Below are 15,668 nucleotides of genomic sequence, written 5' to 3' on the forward strand. Positions count from 1 at the left end.
CGTGTGACGAAGCGTTCGCGGCGGGCCCGGGCACGCGACACGTCCCCGGGGACCACACCCGTCATTGCACCCACTGCCGCCCCCGGAGGCAACCCCCCGTCAGGACGCCGTACCGGGGCACGCGCCGCGTGCGGTGGACACGGACGGATGAATTCTCCGGCGGGCGGGGTCAGCGCACGGCGAAGGCGTACACCGTCGAGGACGTGTAGGTCTCCCCTGGACGGAGCACCGTGCTGGGGAACGCCGGGTGGTTCGGCGAGTCGGGGAAGTGCTGCGTCTCCAGGCACAGCGCGTCGCCCTGCCGGTACGTGCGCCCCGAGGGTCCGGTCAGCGTGCCGTCCAGGAAGTTGCCGCTGTAGAACTGGAGCGCGGGCTCGGTCGTGGCGACGGTCATGAGGCGGCCCGACGCCGGGTCGTACAGCGTCGCGGCGTGCTCGGGGGCGGCGGTGACGCCCTTGTCGAGCACGAAGTTGTGGTCGTACCCCTGGGCGCGCAGCAGCTGCGGGTGGGCCGTGCGCAGGTCGCGGCCGACCGGCTTCGCCCGCCGGAAGTCGAACGGGGTGTCCGCGACCGGCGCGATCTCGCCCGTCGGGATCAGCGTCCCGTCCACCGGCGTGTAGTGCGCGGCGGCCAGGCCGAGCCGGTGGTCGCCGATGCCGCCGCCGCCCTCGCCGCCGAGGTTGAAGTACAGGTGGTTGGTCAGGTTCACGACGGTCGGCGCGTCGGTGGTGGCGCGGTAGTCGATGCGCAGCTCGCCCGCCTCGCCGAGCAGGTAGTCCACCTCCACGGCCAGGGCGCCGGGGAAGCCCTGGTCGCCGTCCGGGCTGGTCAGACGCAGCGTCAGCCCGTGGGCGCCGGACGGCTCTGCGTGCCAGACGCGCCGGTCCCAGCCGTCGTCGCCGCCGTGCAGGGTGTTCGGCCCGTCGTTGACCGGCAGCCGGTGCTCGGTGCCGTCGAGGGTGAAGCGGCCCCGCGCGACGCGGTTGCCGTAGCGGCCGATCAGCGCGCCGAAGTACGGGGAGTCCGTCGTGTACGGCGCGAGCGTGTCGAAGCCGAGCGACACGTTGGCGGGGTGCCCGGCGCGGTCCGGGCGCTCCAGCGTCTGCACGATGCCGCCGTAGCTGAGCACCTTCAGCACGGTGCCGCCGCGCGCCAGGGTCCAGCGGTGCACCTCGGTGCCGTCGGCCAGCCGGCCGAACACCTCGCGCCGCGGGGCGCTGCCGGGGTCGTCGGGGGTCGTGGGCATGGGGCGCTGCTCCTTCGGGGGGCGCGGGATGGCGGGGTGGACGGGGAGTGTCACGCGCGGTGCTCCGACCGTAGCGTCCCTGCCCCCGGCCCCTGGAGGCGGCCCCGGGGCGACGGCCGTCAGCGGGTGGGCGTAGCGTTGCGCCACCGCGTCCGTGCCCGGATCACTCCGCCGTGACCTGCGCGTACGCCAGCGCCGCCAGCTCGGCCTGCCCCTCGCGGCTGGGGTGGAACCAGTCCCAGTCGCTCAGGTGGTCGGGCGTGAACGCGAAGTCGAAGACGGCGCCCCCGTCGTAGCGGCACAGGTCGTCGGCGGCGCAGACCTCCTCCAGCACGGTGTTGTACTCCCGCACCCGCTCCCGTACCTCCTCGCGCCGCTCGCCCGCCGCCGCCTCGTCCTCCCCGGCGCCGTCCAGCATCGTCGGGCAGATGTCGGCCAGCCGCCACACGGCGCGCGCCATCATCGAGCCGCTGCCCTCCGTCCACAGGCGCAGCAGGTCGGGGACGCTCGACATGTAGACCTGCGTCTCCGGCAGCCGCTCGCGGATGAGGTCCATCGACTCCTCCAGGTCGGCCCGGAAGGCGTCCGGCGCGGTCATGGCGGCGAGGTCGGGGGCGCAGGCGTCGTTCGCGCCGATGAGGACGGTGATCAGCTCCGGCTCGTACGCCACCGCCTCGCGGACCTGGGCGGGCAGGTCGGCGGCCCGCGCGCCGGTCTCGGCGAGGTTCCAGGCGCGGCCGGTGAGCGCGTCCTCGCCGCCGCCGAGCAGCTGCCGCGCCAGGCTGGCCACCCCGGAGTCGGTGCCCGTCGCCCAGGACACCTCGGGGCAGTCGGAGAGGACGGAGCAGGCGTCGAACGCGCGGGTGATGGAGTCGCCGACGGCCGCCACCGAGCCGGGCCGCGTGTCCCAGACGGGACCCTGCCGCGCCGCCTCGTCGGGTGAAGGGCCGTCCTCGGGCGCCGGGGCGCCGGACGAGGTGCAGGCGGCCAGCGCCAGGGCCCCGGCGACGGCCAGTGTGACGGCGTGCGGGCGGCGGCTGACCTGCATACGGGTACCTCGGTGTCGTGGTGAGGGGGCGAACCGGTGATGGCGGGGCGGCGAGTGTGCCGCCGGAGGGTAGCTTGGTCCTGGCAGTGGCGGGTGTGGTGCGCGCTGCGTGGCGGGTGTCTCGACAAGAGTAAAAGATGACTGCCCGTCACCGGTGGACACTGCCGGACACTGGTGGGCCGATCCGCCCGTATCGGCCGGAAGACGTAGCAATGGTGTGGAGGCGGTCGTGCGTGGTACCGGGAGCGTCGGGGGGCGCCCTGGACGCACGCACGGCGCGGAGGGTCCGGCGACGGGCACAGGTACGCGAAAGTGGAGGTTCCGGTGACGACACGTGGTGTTCTGTTTGTGCACTCCGCCCCCCGCGCGCTGTGTCCGCACATCGAGTGGGCCGTCGCGGGAGTCCTGGGCACGCGGGTCGGCCTCGACTGGACCCGCCAGCCCGCGTCCCCCGGCACCTGGCGCGCCGAGCTGTCCTGGCAGGGCGAGAGCGCCACCGCGTCCAAGCTGGCCTCGGCGCTGCGCGGCTGGCACATGCTGCGCTTCGAGGTCACCGCCGAGCCCTGCCCCACGGCCGAGGGCGAGCGGTACAGCTGCACGCCCCAGCTCGGCATCTACCACGCCGTCACCGGCATCCACGGCGACATCATGATCCCCGAGGACCGGCTGCGCGCCGCCGCCGCCAGGTCGGCGCGCGGCGAGAGCGACCTGCACGCCGAGGTCGCCAAGCTCCTCGGCAAGCCGTGGGACGACGAGCTGGAGCCGTTCCGGCACGCGGGTGAGGGCGCGCCGGTCCGCTGGCTCCACCAGGTGGTGTGACGGGGCGGGACGGCCTAACGTGCGCGCATGAGCGCACACCTCTCCGTCACCGTCCTCGGCACCGGGATCATGGGCGCCGCCATGGCCCGCAACCTGTGCCGCGCCGGATGCGACGTCACCGTCTGGAACCGCACCCGCGCCAAGGCCGAGCCGCTGGCCGACGCGGGCGCCCGTGTCGCGGACAGCCCGGCCGACGCCGTACGGGACGCGGACGTCGTCCTCACCATGCTGTTCGACGGCGACGCCACGCTCGACGCCATGCGGCGGGCCGCCGGGTCCTTCGCGCCTGACGCGGTGTGGATGCAGAGCACGACGACGGGCCCGGCCGGGCTCGAACCGCTGGTCGCGTTCGCCCGCGAGGAGGGCCTCGTCCTCGTGGACGCGCCGGTGCTGGGGACCAGGCAGCCCGCCGAGGACGGCAAGCTCGTCGTCCTGGCGGCCGGGCCCGACGCGGCGCGCGGGCGCCTGGCCCCCGTGCTGTCCGCCGTGGGCGCCCGTACGGTGTGGGCCGGTACGGAGCCCGGCGCCGCGTCGCGGCTCAAACTGGTCTGCAACAGCTGGGTGTTCGCCCTCACCCACGGCGCCGCCGAGGCCCTGACGCTCGCCGAGGGCCTGGGCCTCGACCCGCGCCTCTTCCTCGACGCCGTGGAGGGCGGCCCGATGGACGTCGCCTACCTGCGGCTGAAGACGGCGGCGATGCTGTCGGGCGACCTGGCGCCCAGCTTCCAGGTGGACACGGCCGCGAAGGACAGCCGCCTGATCGTCGCCGCCGCCGAGTCCGCCGGGGTGCGGCTCGACCTGGCGCGCGGCGGCGCCGACCGGTTCCGCCGGGCCGCCGAGCAGGGGCACGGGGGCGAGGACATCGCCGCCACCTACTACGCGAGCCACGACGAGCCGAAGGGCTGAGCGCGTCCTACACCGCGCGGCAGGACGGGTCGTGCGCGGGCAGCCGCCCGGTGCGCAGGTACGTGGTGACGCGCGTGTCCACGCAGGCGTTGCCGTACTCGCCGTACAGGCCGTGCTGGCGGGCGCCCGTCACGGTCAGCAGCCGGGAGCTGGGCCACCGCTCGCGCAGCGCCTCGGCGGCCGGGTGGATGGTGCGCGGGTCGCCGGTGGCGCTGACGAGCAGGGCGGGCGTGTCGTTGTCGAGCACGGTCGGCGCCTCGGCGGGGCGGCCCCAGAACTCGCAGGGGGTGATGTTCTCCGCCAGCGGCCCGGCCAGCGGGAACCGTGCGCGGGACGCCTCGACGTCGCGCCAGTAGCTCGCGGTGCCCTGCCGCTGTGCCGCGTCGCCGCACAGGATCGCCGCCATCTGGCTGGACGAGGCGGAACCGGCGTCCGTCAGCAGGAACGCCAGCTGCCCCGCGAGCGCCTCGGACGGCTCCACTGGCTCACCGTCCGCCGCGCGCGCCAGTACGCCCACGATCGCGGCGAGGTCGGCGCGGCGTTCGTCCAGGTCGCTGCCGAGGCCGCCGATCAGGAGGGCGGGCAGCATGTGCTCGTCCAGCGTGAACGTGTCGCCGATCCGCAGCGGCTCGCGCGCGGCGGCGTCGAGGATGTGGTCGACCGTCGCCAGGACTTCGCGGCGTGTGCCGCCGAGGCCGTACGCGCGGTCGCGGTCGGCGGTCCAGGACGCCCAGGCGCGCAGGGCCGCCTCGTTGGCCTCCTCGGCGCCGCGCAGGAGGTTGGGCTGGTAGCGGGCGGCGTCGCTGACGCTGTCGAGGACCATGCGGTCGGTGCGGCCGGGGAAGAGCTGGCTGTAGACCTGGCCGAGGTAGCCGCCGTACGAGTAGCCGAGGTAGGAGAGGCGGTCGGCGCCGAGCGCGGCGCGGATGACGTCCATGTCGCGGGCGGTGTTGCGCGTCGTGACGTACGGGAGCACGTCGCCGTTGGTGCGTGCGCAGCGCTCGGCCATGTCGCGCGCGGCGGCGACCTCCTCGCGGTACGCGGCCAGGTCGGACCCGGCGGAGCGCATGAACGCCGAGCCGTGGTCCCAGCCGCAGTCCAGCGGGGTGCTGCGGCCGACGAAGCGCGGGTCCATGCCGATCAGGTCGAAGCGGTCGGCGGTGTCGCCCATCACCTCGGACTTGGTGACCGGCATGTGGAGGCTGACCCCGGCGGGGCCGCCGTCGTTGAGCAGCAGCGGGCCGACGTGGTGGGCGGTGTCGGCGCCCCGCAGGCGGGAGATGGCGACGGTGATCGTCCGGCCGCCGGGGTCGCCGTAGTCGAGCGGCACGGTGAGGTCGGCGCAGTCGGCGCCGGCGGCGTCGAGTGCCTGCCCGGTGTCGTCGTCGGGGCCGAGGGCGCACGGGTGCCAGTCGATGCGCTGGTGGTGGAACCGCGCGAGGGGGTCGTGGTGGCCGGGGGTGGCGCTGGCGGTGGCCGTCGCGGTGATGGCGAGGGCCGCCGAGCACGCCGCAAATGCTCTGATCCGTAGGGAGGTTGGCATGACCGCACGCTAGGCGCGGCGTACGCCCCCGCACACGCCAGGCAGCGCCAGGAACGGGGTGGGGCTGTCCCCCGTATGCGTCAGGCGATCCAGTGGGGCGGGCGGGGCGCGGGGTGGCGCGTACGGTCGTCGGCGAGCGCGGCGGCCAGGCGCCGTACGGCCTCCCGCAGCGTGTCCGGCGGCAGCGTGTACGGGATGCGCAGCCGCTGCTCGAACACCCCCGGGTCGGTGCCGAAGTACGCCCCGCCCTCGATCCGCACCCCGTACTCCCGCGCCCGCCCGGCCAGGGCCGAGGCGACCGGCTCGCCGAGGTCCACCCACAGCGCCAGCCCGCCGGGCGGCGTGCGCCACCGCCACCCCGGCACGTGGGCGGCCAGCGCCGCCGTCAGCGCGGCGCGCCGCTCGCGGGCCAGGGCGAGGCGGGACGGCAGCGGGTCGTCCGTATCGGTGAGCAGGTCGAGGGCGAGCAGCTGGTCGAGCACGGGGCCGCCCATGTCCGTGGCGACGCGCTGCCCGGCGAGTTCGGTGACGAGCCGCGCGGGCGCGCGCAGCCAGCCGACGCGCAGCCCGGCCCAGTGGGTCTTGCTCAGCGAGCCGACCGTGACGACCTGCGCGCCCCCGCCCGGCGCGGCGTGCGCGGCGAACGGCGCGGGCGGCGGGACGTCCAGCGCCAGTTCGGTCAGCGTCTCGTCGGCGACCAGCCATGTCCCGGACCGCGCGGCGGCGCGCAGGACGCGGGCGCGCGTCGCGTCCGGCATGAGCCGGCCGGTCGGGTTGTGGAAGTCGGGGATCAGGTAGGCGAGCGAGGGGACGGCCTCGCGCAGCGTGGACTCGGTGATCTCCGCGTCCCAGCCCTCGTCGGTGACCGGGACGGGCACGGTCCGCAGCCGCGCGCGGCGCAGGGCGTCGAGGGCGTTGGGGTATGTCGGGTTCTCGGTCAGGACGCGGTCGCCTGGCCGGGCGAGCAGGCCGAGGACCAGCGACAGCGCGTGCTGCGCGCCGGACGTCACGAGGATCTGCTCGGGGACGGTGGCGAGTCCGCGCCGGGTGAAGCGCTCGGCGATCGCGGCGCGCAGCGGGGCGAGGCCGTACGGGTGGTAGCCGGGGGTGCGGGTGTGCTCGGCCAGGTGGGACGTGACGCGGGCGAGCGCGTCGGTGAGGAGGCGTTCCGGCGGTTCGGGCGCGGCCCTCGCCAGGTCGATCGCGCGGTCCTCGGCGCCGAGGAGCCGGGCGACGCCGCGCGGGGCGTGGTCGGCGGGCAGGTCGGTCCAGGTGCCCGCGCCCCGGCGGCTGCGGGCGAAGCCGGACGCGCGCAGCAGGTCGTAGACGGCGGTGACGGTGGCGCGGCTGGCGCCGAGGGCGGCGGCGAGGTCGCGTTCGGCGGGGAGGCGGACGTGGAGGGCGATCCGGCCGTCCAGGATCAGGGCGCTGATGGCCCGCGCGAGGGAGCGGTACGCGGGGCGCGCCGCCGCCGCGTCGGACAGCAGGGCCGCCAGTTGTGGTCCGCCGAGCGTGCCACCGGTGCGCGTCACCATGCCACTCCTCCCGTATTGGCCCGTTGTTCCAGGCCGCCGACTGTACAGACTGCCGCAGGTGGCACGGTACGAGGAGGCGGACATGGGACGGGAGCGGACGGCGCTCGGGTACGTACGGCTGGGTGAGCGGCCGGTGCGGCGGCTGGCGCAGCTGCTCGCGGGCCTGGCGCTCTACGGCTTCAGCCTGTCGCTGCTGCTGCGCGCGGCGCTCGGCGCGAACCCGTGGAGCGTGCTCTACGAGGGGCTGGCGCTGCGGACGCCGCTCAGCTTCGGGACGATCAGCGCGGTCGTCGGCGTCCTCGTCCTGCTGCTGTGGATACCGCTGCGGCAGCGCCCGACGCTCGGCACGGTCGCCAACATCGCGGTGCTCGCCGTCACCTCCGACCTCGGGCTCGCGCTGGTCCCGGCGGACCTCGGCCTCGGGGCGCGGGCGTGCCTGCTGGCGGGCGGCGTCGTGCTGAACGGATTCGCGGTCGCCGTGTACGTCGGCGCGCGGTTCGGGCCCGGGCCGCGCGACGGGCTGATGACCGGCGCGGCGGCGGCGACCGGGCGGTCCGTGCGGCGCGTGCGGACGCTGATCGAGGTGGCGGTGCTGGCCGCCGGGTGGCTGCTGGGCGGGAGCGTGGGCGTGGGCACGGTGCTGTACGCGCTGGCGGTGGGGCCGGTCGTCCAGTTCTTCCTGCCGTGGTGCGCCTACCGGAGCGCGGGGGAGCGGGCGGTCACGGCGCCAGCAGGCGGCTGACGGCGCGGCGGGCGCGGGCGGCGGCGGCCTTGTCCCCGTTCAGCTGGATCGTGTGGTTGAGGCTCATCATGACGCCGTACAGCTCGAAGACCAGCTGCGCGGCGTCCGTCCCCTGCGGCAGGCCGCCGTCGCGGACCGCCGCGCGGATCTCGGCGGTCAGCCGCTCGCCCCACGCGCGGAACTGCCGCTTCAGCAGCGTGTGCACGGGCCCGCCGCGCCCGTCGTACTCGAAGGTGGCGCTCACGAACAGGCAGCCGCCGGGGAACACCTCGCGTTCCAGGTAGGAGATCCACGCGGCGCAGACGGCCCGCAGGCGGGGGAGCCCGGGGGCGGCGGGCGCGGCGGGCTCCCAGACCTCCGTGTTGAAGACGGCCGCGGCGCGGCGCAGCGCGGCGATCTGGAGGGCCTCCTTGGTGCCGAAGTGGCCGAGCAGGCCCGACTTGCTGAGGCCGAGGTCGGCGGCGAGGCGGCCGATCGTCAGCCCTTCGAGGCCTTCGAGCGACGCGAGGTCCACGCTGCGGTCGATGATCCGGTCACGGGTGCGGGCGGCCTCGGCGGCCGAGCGGCGCGGACTCATGCCGTCAACTATAAGTGCCCCGCCGGGCTTTAGCGTCCGACCGGTCGGTCGCTATAGTGCTCCCCATGACGCGCATCACCGCCCTGGGCCACCACCAGCCGCAGCACGTGCTCACCAACGACGACCTCGCCGCGACGGTCGACACGAACGACGCCTGGATACGCCAGCGCACCGGCATCGCCACCCGCCGCATCGCGCGCGACGAGACCGTCACCGACCTCGCCGCCACCGCCGCGGGCAAGGCCCTCGCCTCCTCGGGCCTCGACCCCGCCGACATCGGGCTCGTCACCGTCGCCACGTGCAGCGCCATGGAACGGGTGCCGTCCATCGCCGCGCAGGTCGCCCGCCGCCTCGGCATCCCGTCGCCCGTCGCGTTCGACCTCAACAACGGCTGCGCCGGCTTCACCACGGCCCTCGCCACCGCCGACCACTCCGTGCGCGCGGGCGCCGCGCGGCACGCGCTGGTCATCGGCGCGGAGAAGATGTCCGACGTCGTGGACTGGACCGACCGCTCCACCTGCATCCTGCTCGGCGACGGCGCGGGCGCGGCCGTGATCAGCGCCGACGACGCCGCGGACGGCACCGACGGCATCGGCCCCGTCGTATGGGGCTCCGACCCCACGCGCGGCGACACCGTCCTCCTCAACGACGCCTGGCAGCCCCACTTCACCCAGCAGGGGCAGGCCGTCTTCCGCTGGGCCACCACCGAACTGGCCCCCAAGGCGCGCGCCGCCTGCGAACGCGCCGGAGTCGCCCCCGCCGACCTCGGCGGCGTCGTCACCCACCAGGCCAACCTGCGGATCGTCGAGTCCCTGGTCCGCCAGCTCGGCGCGCCGGACGCCGTCGTCGCCACGGACGTCACCGAGTCGGGCAACACGTCGGCCGCCTCCGTGCCCCTCGCGCTCGCCAAGCTGGTCGAACGCCGCGAGATCCCGTCCGGCGCGCCCGTGCTGCTCTTCGCCTTCGGCGGCGGCCTCTCCTGGGCGGGCCAGGTGATCCGCTGCCCGTGACCGCCCCCGGGGCAGCACACCTGGCACGTGACCGGCGGATCGGGGTATCCGCCGGTCATGAAGCCTTGGTGGGGTTGGACAGCTCTGTCGGTCGTCCTCGGCCTCGCGGTGAGCGTCGTCAGGACCGCGGCCACCGACGGGTCGTGGGGCTGGGACGTGGTGCTCCGCGGCCTGGTGGTGGCGCTCTTCTTCCTGCTGCTGCTCCCGCTCGCGGCGCGTTCGCGGCGTCGCGCGCGGCAGCGGCACGGGTGACCCGCGGACGGCAAGCGGACGGCCCGCTCCGTCCCGCTGGGCGCGCAGCGGGGGGAGTGGGCCGTCCGCAGTCTTTCGGGGGGCGGCGGTGTCAGACCGTCCGCAGGGCCAGCACCACGTTGTGGCCGCCGAAGCCGAACGAGTTGTTGATCGCCGCGATCGTGCCGCTCGGCAGCGGCCGCGCCTCGCCCCGGACGACGTCGGCGTCCACCTCGGGGTCCAGCTCGTCCAGGTTGATCGTCGGCGGCGCCAGCCGGTGGTGCAGCGCCAGGACGGTCGCGACCGTCTCGACGCCGCCCGCGCCGCCCAGGAGGTGGCCGGTCATCGACTTCGTCGCGGAGATCGCCACGTGGTCCAGGTCCTCGCCGAGGACACGGCGCAGCGCCTTGACCTCCGCGACATCACCCTGGGGGGTGGACGTCGCGTGCGCGTTCAGGTGGACGACCTGCTCCGGCTTGAGGTCGCTGGCGTCCAGCAGGTTCTGGAGGGCCGCCGCGATGCCGCGGCCGGTCGGCTCGGGCTGCGCGATGTGGTGCGCGTCGCCGGACAGGCCCTGCCCGAGGATCTCGCAGTACACCCGCGCGCCGCGCCGCGCCGCGTGCTCGGCGGACTCCAGCACGACCACGCCCGCGCCCTCGCCGAGGACGAAGCCGTCACGGCCCTTGTCGTACGGCCGGGACGCGCCCTGCGGGTCGTCGTTGTTCTTGGACAGCGCCATCATGTTGGCGAACGCGGCGATCGGCAGCGGGTGGATCGCCGCCTCCGTGCCGCCCGCCACCACGATGTCCGCGCGGCCGGTGCGGATCATCTCGACCGCGTAGCCGACCGCCTCGGCGCCCGAGGCGCACGCGCTGACCGGCGCGTGGGCGCCCGCCTGCGCGTTGATCTCCAGGCCGACGTTGGCCGCCGGGCTGTTGGGCATCAGCATGGGCACCGTGTGCGGCGACACCCTGCGGGCGCCCTTCTCCTTCAGCACGTCGTACTGGTCGAGGAGGGTCGTCACGCCGCCGATGCCGGACGCGACGACGGCGCCGAGCCGCGTCGGGTCCACCGTCTCGTCGTCACCGGCGCGCGCCGTGAAACCGGCGTCCGCCCACGCCTCCCTGGTCGCCAGCAGCGCGAACTGCGCCGAGCGGTCCAGCTTGCGCGCCACGGGCCTCGGCAGGTGCTCCAGCGGCTCGACCGCGACACGCGCCGCGATCTTCACCGGCAGGTCCTGCGCCCACTCCTCCGTCAGGACACCGGCGCCGGAGCGTCCGGCGACCATGCCCTCCCACGTCGTCGCGCTGTCGCCACCCAGCGGTGTGGTGGCGCCGACACCGGTGACAACCACCGTTCGATTGGTCGCGTTCACGGTAATTCGTTCTCCGCCAGTCGGGGATGATCGCAGCGCCACCCCGCGCGGGTGGCGACAGCGCTTGCGTGTGAGCCGTCACGGACGTGCCGCGACGGGAGAACCGCTCAGCTCTGGTGGTCGGTGATGTAACCGACCGCGTCGCCGACGGTCTTGAGGCCCTTGACGTCGTCGTCCGGGATCTTGACGCCGAAGCGCTCCTCGGCGGCGACGACGACCTCGACCATGGACAGCGAGTCGACGTCGAGGTCGTCGGTGAACGACTTCTCCTCGGTCACCTCGTCGTTCGGGATGCCGGCGATCTCGTTGACGATCTCGGCGAGACCCTCGAGGATCTCTTCCCTGCTAGCCATTGCGGCGCTCCTTCACTGTGTTGCGGTGGGGTACCGCGTTGTGTGGTGATCCGCGGGGCGCGGATCTGCTCAAGGGAGGGTAACGACAGTGGCGGCGTACACCAGACCCGCCCCGAAGCCGATGACGAGTGCGGTGTCACCGCTCTTCGCCTGCCCGGTCGCCAGCATGCGCTCCATCGCGAGCGGGATGGAGGCGGCCGACGTGTTGCCGGTGGTCTCGATGTCGCGGGCGACCGCGACGTGCGAGGGGAGGCCGAGCGTCTTCACCATCGAGTCGATGATCCGCATGTTGGCCTGATGCGGTATGAAGACGTCCAGCTCGTCCGCGGTGATCCCGGCCGCGTCCAGGGCCTGCTGCGCGACCTTCGCCATCTCGAAGACGGCCCAGCGGAAGACCGTCTGCCCCTCCTGGCGCAGCGCCGGGAACTTGACGTTCCCCTCGGCGTCGACGGGCAGTTCGTCGATGTTCCCGATCGTGAACCGGTCCCAGGGCACCGTCTGCGCGATGACCCCGGCCTTGTCGCCCTCGGAGCCCCACACCGTCGGGCCCATCGCGGGGACGTCGGACGGGCCGAGGACGACCGCGCCCGCGCCGTCGCCGAACAGGAAGGCCGTCGAGCGGTCCTCCTTGTCGGTCAGGTCGGACAGCCGCTCGACGCCGACGACCAGCACGTACGTCGCGCTGCCCTCGACGACGAGGCCCTTGCCGACCGTCAGCCCGTAGCCGAAGCCGGCACAGGCGGCGGAGATGTCGAACGCGGCGGGCTTGCCCGCGCCGAGGCGGTGCGCGATCTCGGTGGCGACCGAGGGGGTCTGCATGAAGTGCGAGACGGTCGAGATGACGACCGCGTCGATCTGCTCGGCGGTGATCCCGGCGTCCGCGATCGCCTTGCCGGACGCGGCGAGCGCCATCTCGGCGACGGTCTCGTCCTCGCCGGCCCAGTGCCGGGTCACGATGCCGGACCGCGACCTGATCCACTCGTCGGAGGAGTCGATGTGCTTGAGGATCTCCTCGTTCGGCACCACGCGGACCGGCCGGTAGCCGCCCACGCCCATGATCCGGGCGTGGGGCGCGCCGCGGCTCGGCTTGAGTTTGGCGGACATGTCAGGACTCCTCTTCGGCGGCGGTCGCGGTGTGCTCCGCGATCAGCTCGCGGGCCGCGGCCAGGTTGTCCGGGGACTTGACGGCCAGCTGCGCGACGCCCTTCAGGTTGCGCTTGGCCAGTCCTGCGAGCGTGCCTCCGGGGCACAGCTCGATCAGCGCCGTGACGCCGAGCCGCTGGAACGTCTCCGAGCACAGGTCCCAGCGGACCGGGTTCGACACCTGCGTGACGAGGCGCCGCACGACCTCCTGGCCGTCGCCGACGACCTGGCCGTCGGCGTTGGAGACGAACGGGACCCCCGGGGCGGCGACGGTGACGTCCTCGGCGGCGGCGGCCATGGCCTTCACGGCCGGTGCCATGTGGTGCGTGTGGAAGGCGCCCGCCACCTTGAGCGGTATGACGCGCGACTTCTCGGGTTTGTCGGCCGCGAGCGCGGCCAGCTGCTCCAGGGTGCCCGCGGCGACGATCTGCCCGCCGCCGTTGTTGTTGGCGGCCGTCAGGCCGTGCTGGGCGAGCTTCGCCGCGACCTCGTCCGGGTCGCCGCCGAGGACGGCGGACATCCCGGTGTCGGTCACGGCCGCCGCCTCCGCCATGGCGGTCGAGCGGCTGCGGACCAGCGCCATCGTGCCGGTCTCGGTCAGCACGCCGGCTATGGCGGCGGCCGGCAGCTCGCCGACGCTGTGCCCGGCGACCGCGCCGAGCCCGGCCGCGCCGGCGAAGCCGTCGCCGAGCAGCTCGCGCGCCGACAGCAGCGCGCCGGCCACCAGCAGCGGCTGGGCCACGGCGGTGTCGCGGATCGCGTCCGCGTCGGCCTCCGTGCCGTAGTGGACGAGGTCGATGCCCGCGACGTCCGACCAGGCGCGCAGCCGGTCGGTGACACCGGGGAGTTCGAGCCAGGGACTGAGGAAGCCAGGCGTCTGGGAACCCTGGCCGGGAGCGACGAGTACGAGCACGCTCTCACTCTCTCCCGGCCATGGGGTGCACCGCCGGTGGCGACGAGAACCAAGAACGGTCAAGGGATTTGTAGAACTCGAACAAACGTCATGAGGAGTGCTTCTCGTCGGCGAGTCGGCCCAGCATGAGCGCGACGCGGAGAGTGAAGGCCGACCTGACGTCGGACGGCGGCCAGCCGGTGACGTCCGTCACACGCCTGAGGCGGTAGCGAACGGTGTTGGGGTGCACGAAGAGCATCCGCGCCGCGCCCTCCAGGCTGCTGGCCTGCTCCAGGTAGACACTCAGCGTCTCCAGCAGCGCCGAGCCCGCCTCCTGCAGCGGTCTGTAGATCTCCTCCACCAGCAGCGTCCTGGCGGCCGGGTCGCCCGCCATCGCGCGCTCCGGCAGCAGGTCGTCCGCGAGCACGGGGCGCGGCGCGTCCGGCCAGGCGGCGCACGCCCGCAGCCCGGCCGCCGCCGCCTGCGCGGAACGCGTCGCCTCCAGCAGGTCGCCCACCACCGGGCCCGCCACGACCGGGCCGGACGCGAACGGCCCGATCAGCGCCTTCGCCGCCTGCACCGGGTCGTCGCTGCCCCCCGCGATCACCACAAGGCGCTTGCCCAGCACACCCGTCAGGACCTGCAGCTTCGCGTACCTGGCGGCGCGGCGGATCGCCTCCACCGTCAGCTCGCTGTCGCCGTTCGGCGCGCTGCCCAGGACGACCGTCACATGGTCGGGCGAACTCCAGCCGAGGGCCGCCGCCCGCGACAGGTCGCTCTCGTCCGCCTCGCCCGACACCACCGCGTTCACCACGAGCGACTCCAGGCGCGCGTCCCACGCGCCGCGCGCCTCGGCGGCCTGCGCGTACACCTGCGCGGTCGCGAACGCGATCTCCCGCGCGTACACGAGCAGCGCGCTGCGCAGCGACATCTCGCCGCCCGGCGGCGCCAGCTCGTCCACGGCGGATTCCATGACCTCGATGGTGGTGCGCACCATCTCGACGGTCTGCCGCAGCGTGATGGCGCGCGTCAGTTCGCGCGGCGCCGTGCCGAACACGTCGGTGCTGATCGCCTGCGGCGTGTCCGGGTGGCGGTACCACTCGGTGAACGCGGCGATACCGGCCTGCGCGACCAGCCCGATCCACGAGCGGTTCTCCGGCGGCATCGCGCGGTACCAGGACAACTGCTCGTCCATGCGCGCGATCGCGGCGGCGGCGAGCTTCCCGGAGGACTGCTCAAGACGGCGCACGGTCGCGGCGTGCGCTTCCTTCTCATCGGCATCGGACACGGGACCAGCCTGCCTCATTTCTCCGTGGCCCATACCCGGCGGGGGTGACAAGGGGGAGGAACGGCAGGGATTCCGTGGTCCTCCGCCCCTCCGGGGAAGCCGTCCGGGCGGCTTCGCTCCCGGCGTACGCGGCCGCCCGGCCGGGGTCCGGGACGCGGCGCGCCCCGGTCGGTACGGTGGAACGCATGCTTCAGGTGACGCTGGCCGGCGACCGCTACCGGGGCGGCGACGCGTCCGCCGGGACCGACACCCGGCACGCCTTCTCCTTCGGCGCCTTCTACGACCCGGACAACATCCGCTTCGGCCCGCTGACCGCGTGCAACGAGGAACGGCTCGCGCCCGGCGCCGGATTCGCGCCCCACCCGCACCGCGACCTGGAGATCGTCAGCTGGGTCATGGAGGGCGAGCTGACGCACGAGGACGGCGAAGGGCGCACCACCGTCGTCCGCCCCGGCGACGTCCAGCGCCTCACCACGGGCGCCGGGGTCACGCACGGCGAACGGAACGCGGGCGCCGCGCCGCTGCGCTTCCTGCAGATGTGGCTGGTCCCCGACGAGCCGGGCGGCGCGCCGGAGTACGAGGTGGTGCGCGGCATCGCGGACGGCACCCCGTACGCCCTGCCGCGCACGGCGGCCGTGCTGCACGTACGGCGGCTGCGCGACGGCGCCCGTACCGCCGTGCCCGCCGCGCCCCGCGTGTACGCGCATGTGCTGCGCGGCGCGGTGCGGCTGGGCGGGCACGACGCGGAGCCCCTGCGCGCGGGCGACGCGCTGCGCCTGACGGACGGCGGCGAACTCGCCGTGCGCGCCGAGGGGGAGACGGAGCTGCTGATGTGGGAACTGGGTGGCGACGGCTGGTGACCGGGCGGGTCCGCTTCGACGGCGACGTCGCCACGTACTACGCCGCCTTCCGGCGCGGCTACCCGGACGCGCTGCTCGACCTCGGCTGCGGCACCGGCCA

Annotated in this window: 16 protein-coding genes; 6 read left to right on the forward strand and 10 right to left on the reverse strand. The window is 74.5% G+C overall.

Annotated elements, in window-relative coordinates:
- Positions 1-169 precede the first annotated feature (169 nt).
- Complete coding sequence (locus tag ACIBPC_RS03740; protein WP_398841023.1) at positions 170-1,246, reverse strand: aldose epimerase family protein; 1,077 nt, start codon at positions 1,244-1,246, stop codon at positions 170-172.
- A 163-nt stretch (positions 1,247-1,409) separates the two neighbouring features.
- Positions 1,410-2,294, reverse strand: a complete 885-nt coding sequence (locus tag ACIBPC_RS03745; RefSeq protein ID WP_398841024.1) for a GDSL-type esterase/lipase family protein — start codon at positions 2,292-2,294, stop codon at positions 1,410-1,412.
- A 324-nt stretch (positions 2,295-2,618) separates the two neighbouring features.
- Here ACIBPC_RS03745 and ACIBPC_RS03750 point away from each other — a divergent pair, with 324 nt between their 5' ends.
- A complete protein-coding gene (locus tag ACIBPC_RS03750; RefSeq protein ID WP_398841025.1) occupies positions 2,619-3,113 on the forward strand; it encodes a DUF3145 domain-containing protein in 495 nt (164 codons plus the stop codon).
- A 27-nt stretch (positions 3,114-3,140) separates the two neighbouring features.
- Positions 3,141-4,019: an NAD(P)-dependent oxidoreductase gene (locus tag ACIBPC_RS03755; protein WP_398841027.1), complete on the forward strand. Its 879-nt coding sequence runs from the start codon at positions 3,141-3,143 to the stop codon at positions 4,017-4,019.
- Positions 4,020-4,026: 7 nt separating this feature from the next.
- On the opposite strand, the gene ACIBPC_RS03760 is transcribed toward ACIBPC_RS03755, so the two are convergent.
- On the reverse strand, positions 4,027-5,562 hold the full coding sequence (locus ACIBPC_RS03760; protein ID WP_398841029.1) for an alpha/beta fold hydrolase: 1,536 nt from the start codon (positions 5,560-5,562) through the stop codon (positions 4,027-4,029).
- Positions 5,563-5,642: 80 nt separating this feature from the next.
- A complete protein-coding gene (locus ACIBPC_RS03765) occupies positions 5,643-7,097 on the reverse strand; it encodes a PLP-dependent aminotransferase family protein (RefSeq protein WP_398841030.1) in 1,455 nt (484 codons plus the stop codon).
- A gap of 82 nt (positions 7,098-7,179) precedes the next feature.
- Between ACIBPC_RS03765 and ACIBPC_RS03770 the strand changes: the two genes are divergently transcribed.
- A complete protein-coding gene (locus ACIBPC_RS03770; protein WP_362956496.1) occupies positions 7,180-7,839 on the forward strand; it encodes a hypothetical protein in 660 nt (219 codons plus the stop codon).
- On the opposite strand, the gene ACIBPC_RS03775 is transcribed toward ACIBPC_RS03770, so the two are convergent.
- Positions 7,817-8,416, reverse strand: a complete 600-nt coding sequence (locus ACIBPC_RS03775; RefSeq protein WP_362956291.1) for a TetR/AcrR family transcriptional regulator — start codon at positions 8,414-8,416, stop codon at positions 7,817-7,819. The genes ACIBPC_RS03770 and ACIBPC_RS03775 overlap by 23 nt on opposite strands.
- A gap of 65 nt (positions 8,417-8,481) precedes the next feature.
- Here ACIBPC_RS03775 and ACIBPC_RS03780 point away from each other — a divergent pair, with 65 nt between their 5' ends.
- Together ACIBPC_RS03780 and ACIBPC_RS03785 are read left to right on the forward strand one after the other, a co-directional pair.
- Positions 8,482-9,426, forward strand: coding sequence for a beta-ketoacyl-ACP synthase III (locus ACIBPC_RS03780; RefSeq protein ID WP_362956294.1), 945 nt, complete (start codon positions 8,482-8,484; stop codon positions 9,424-9,426).
- A 57-nt stretch (positions 9,427-9,483) separates the two neighbouring features.
- Entirely contained in the window at positions 9,484-9,678 is a 195-nt protein-coding gene (locus tag ACIBPC_RS03785) for a hypothetical protein (protein WP_398841032.1), read from the forward strand.
- Between the two features lie 91 nt (positions 9,679-9,769).
- Here ACIBPC_RS03785 and fabF read toward each other — a convergent pair whose 3' ends face one another.
- The 5 genes from fabF to ACIBPC_RS03810 all read right to left on the reverse strand — a co-directional run bounded on the left by fabF (position 9,770) and on the right by ACIBPC_RS03810 (position 14,726).
- Positions 9,770-11,032 carry a beta-ketoacyl-ACP synthase II gene (gene fabF / locus ACIBPC_RS03790; protein WP_362956300.1) on the reverse strand — a complete coding sequence of 421 codons (1,263 nt, stop codon included), beginning with the start codon at positions 11,030-11,032 and terminating at the stop codon, positions 9,770-9,772.
- A 107-nt stretch (positions 11,033-11,139) separates the two neighbouring features.
- Positions 11,140-11,385, reverse strand: coding sequence for an acyl carrier protein (locus tag ACIBPC_RS03795; RefSeq protein ID WP_362956303.1), 246 nt, complete (start codon positions 11,383-11,385; stop codon positions 11,140-11,142).
- A 69-nt stretch (positions 11,386-11,454) separates the two neighbouring features.
- Positions 11,455-12,489: a ketoacyl-ACP synthase III gene (locus ACIBPC_RS03800; RefSeq protein ID WP_398841035.1), complete on the reverse strand. Its 1,035-nt coding sequence runs from the start codon at positions 12,487-12,489 to the stop codon at positions 11,455-11,457.
- A 1-nt stretch (position 12,490) separates the two neighbouring features.
- The gene (locus ACIBPC_RS03805; protein ID WP_362956309.1) at positions 12,491-13,441 is read right to left on the reverse strand and encodes an ACP S-malonyltransferase; all 951 of its coding nucleotides are present in this window, start codon (positions 13,439-13,441) and stop codon (positions 12,491-12,493) included.
- Between the two features lie 88 nt (positions 13,442-13,529).
- On the reverse strand, positions 13,530-14,726 hold the full coding sequence (locus ACIBPC_RS03810) for a PucR family transcriptional regulator (RefSeq protein WP_398841036.1): 1,197 nt from the start codon (positions 14,724-14,726) through the stop codon (positions 13,530-13,532).
- Between the two features lie 167 nt (positions 14,727-14,893).
- On the opposite strand from ACIBPC_RS03810, the gene ACIBPC_RS03815 reads away from it, so the two are divergent.
- Positions 14,894-15,568, forward strand: coding sequence for a pirin family protein (locus ACIBPC_RS03815; RefSeq protein ID WP_398841038.1), 675 nt, complete (start codon positions 14,894-14,896; stop codon positions 15,566-15,568).
- Positions 15,569-15,668: the final 100 nt, after the last annotated feature.

The sequence above is a fragment of the Streptomyces sp. NPDC049879 genome, from assembly GCF_044461265.1.
Lineage (GTDB): Bacteria > Actinomycetota > Actinomycetes > Streptomycetales > Streptomycetaceae > Streptomyces.

Excerpts from the sequence above, each read along its gene's own strand:
- ACIBPC_RS03815 (WP_398841038.1), top strand. The coding sequence starts at position 14,894 with ATGCTTCAGGTGACGCTGGCCGGCGACCGCTACCGGGGCGGCGACGCG.
- ACIBPC_RS03800 (WP_398841035.1), bottom strand. The coding sequence starts at position 12,489 with ATGTCCGCCAAACTCAAGCCGAGCCGCGGCGCGCCCCACGCCCGGATC.
- ACIBPC_RS03740 (WP_398841023.1), bottom strand. The coding sequence starts at position 1,246 with ATGCCCACGACCCCCGACGACCCCGGCAGCGCCCCGCGGCGCGAGGTG.
- ACIBPC_RS03745 (WP_398841024.1), bottom strand. The coding sequence starts at position 2,294 with ATGCAGGTCAGCCGCCGCCCGCACGCCGTCACACTGGCCGTCGCCGGG.
- ACIBPC_RS03755 (WP_398841027.1), top strand. The coding sequence starts at position 3,141 with ATGAGCGCACACCTCTCCGTCACCGTCCTCGGCACCGGGATCATGGGC.
- ACIBPC_RS03785 (WP_398841032.1), top strand. The coding sequence starts at position 9,484 with ATGAAGCCTTGGTGGGGTTGGACAGCTCTGTCGGTCGTCCTCGGCCTC.
- ACIBPC_RS03765 (WP_398841030.1), bottom strand. The coding sequence starts at position 7,097 with ATGGTGACGCGCACCGGTGGCACGCTCGGCGGACCACAACTGGCGGCC.
- ACIBPC_RS03780 (WP_362956294.1), top strand. The coding sequence starts at position 8,482 with ATGACGCGCATCACCGCCCTGGGCCACCACCAGCCGCAGCACGTGCTC.
- ACIBPC_RS03795 (WP_362956303.1), bottom strand. The coding sequence starts at position 11,385 with ATGGCTAGCAGGGAAGAGATCCTCGAGGGTCTCGCCGAGATCGTCAAC.
- ACIBPC_RS03810 (WP_398841036.1), bottom strand. The coding sequence starts at position 14,726 with ATGAGGCAGGCTGGTCCCGTGTCCGATGCCGATGAGAAGGAAGCGCAC.
- ACIBPC_RS03760 (WP_398841029.1), bottom strand. The coding sequence starts at position 5,562 with ATGCCAACCTCCCTACGGATCAGAGCATTTGCGGCGTGCTCGGCGGCC.
- ACIBPC_RS03770 (WP_362956496.1), top strand. The coding sequence starts at position 7,180 with ATGGGACGGGAGCGGACGGCGCTCGGGTACGTACGGCTGGGTGAGCGG.
- ACIBPC_RS03775 (WP_362956291.1), bottom strand. The coding sequence starts at position 8,416 with ATGAGTCCGCGCCGCTCGGCCGCCGAGGCCGCCCGCACCCGTGACCGG.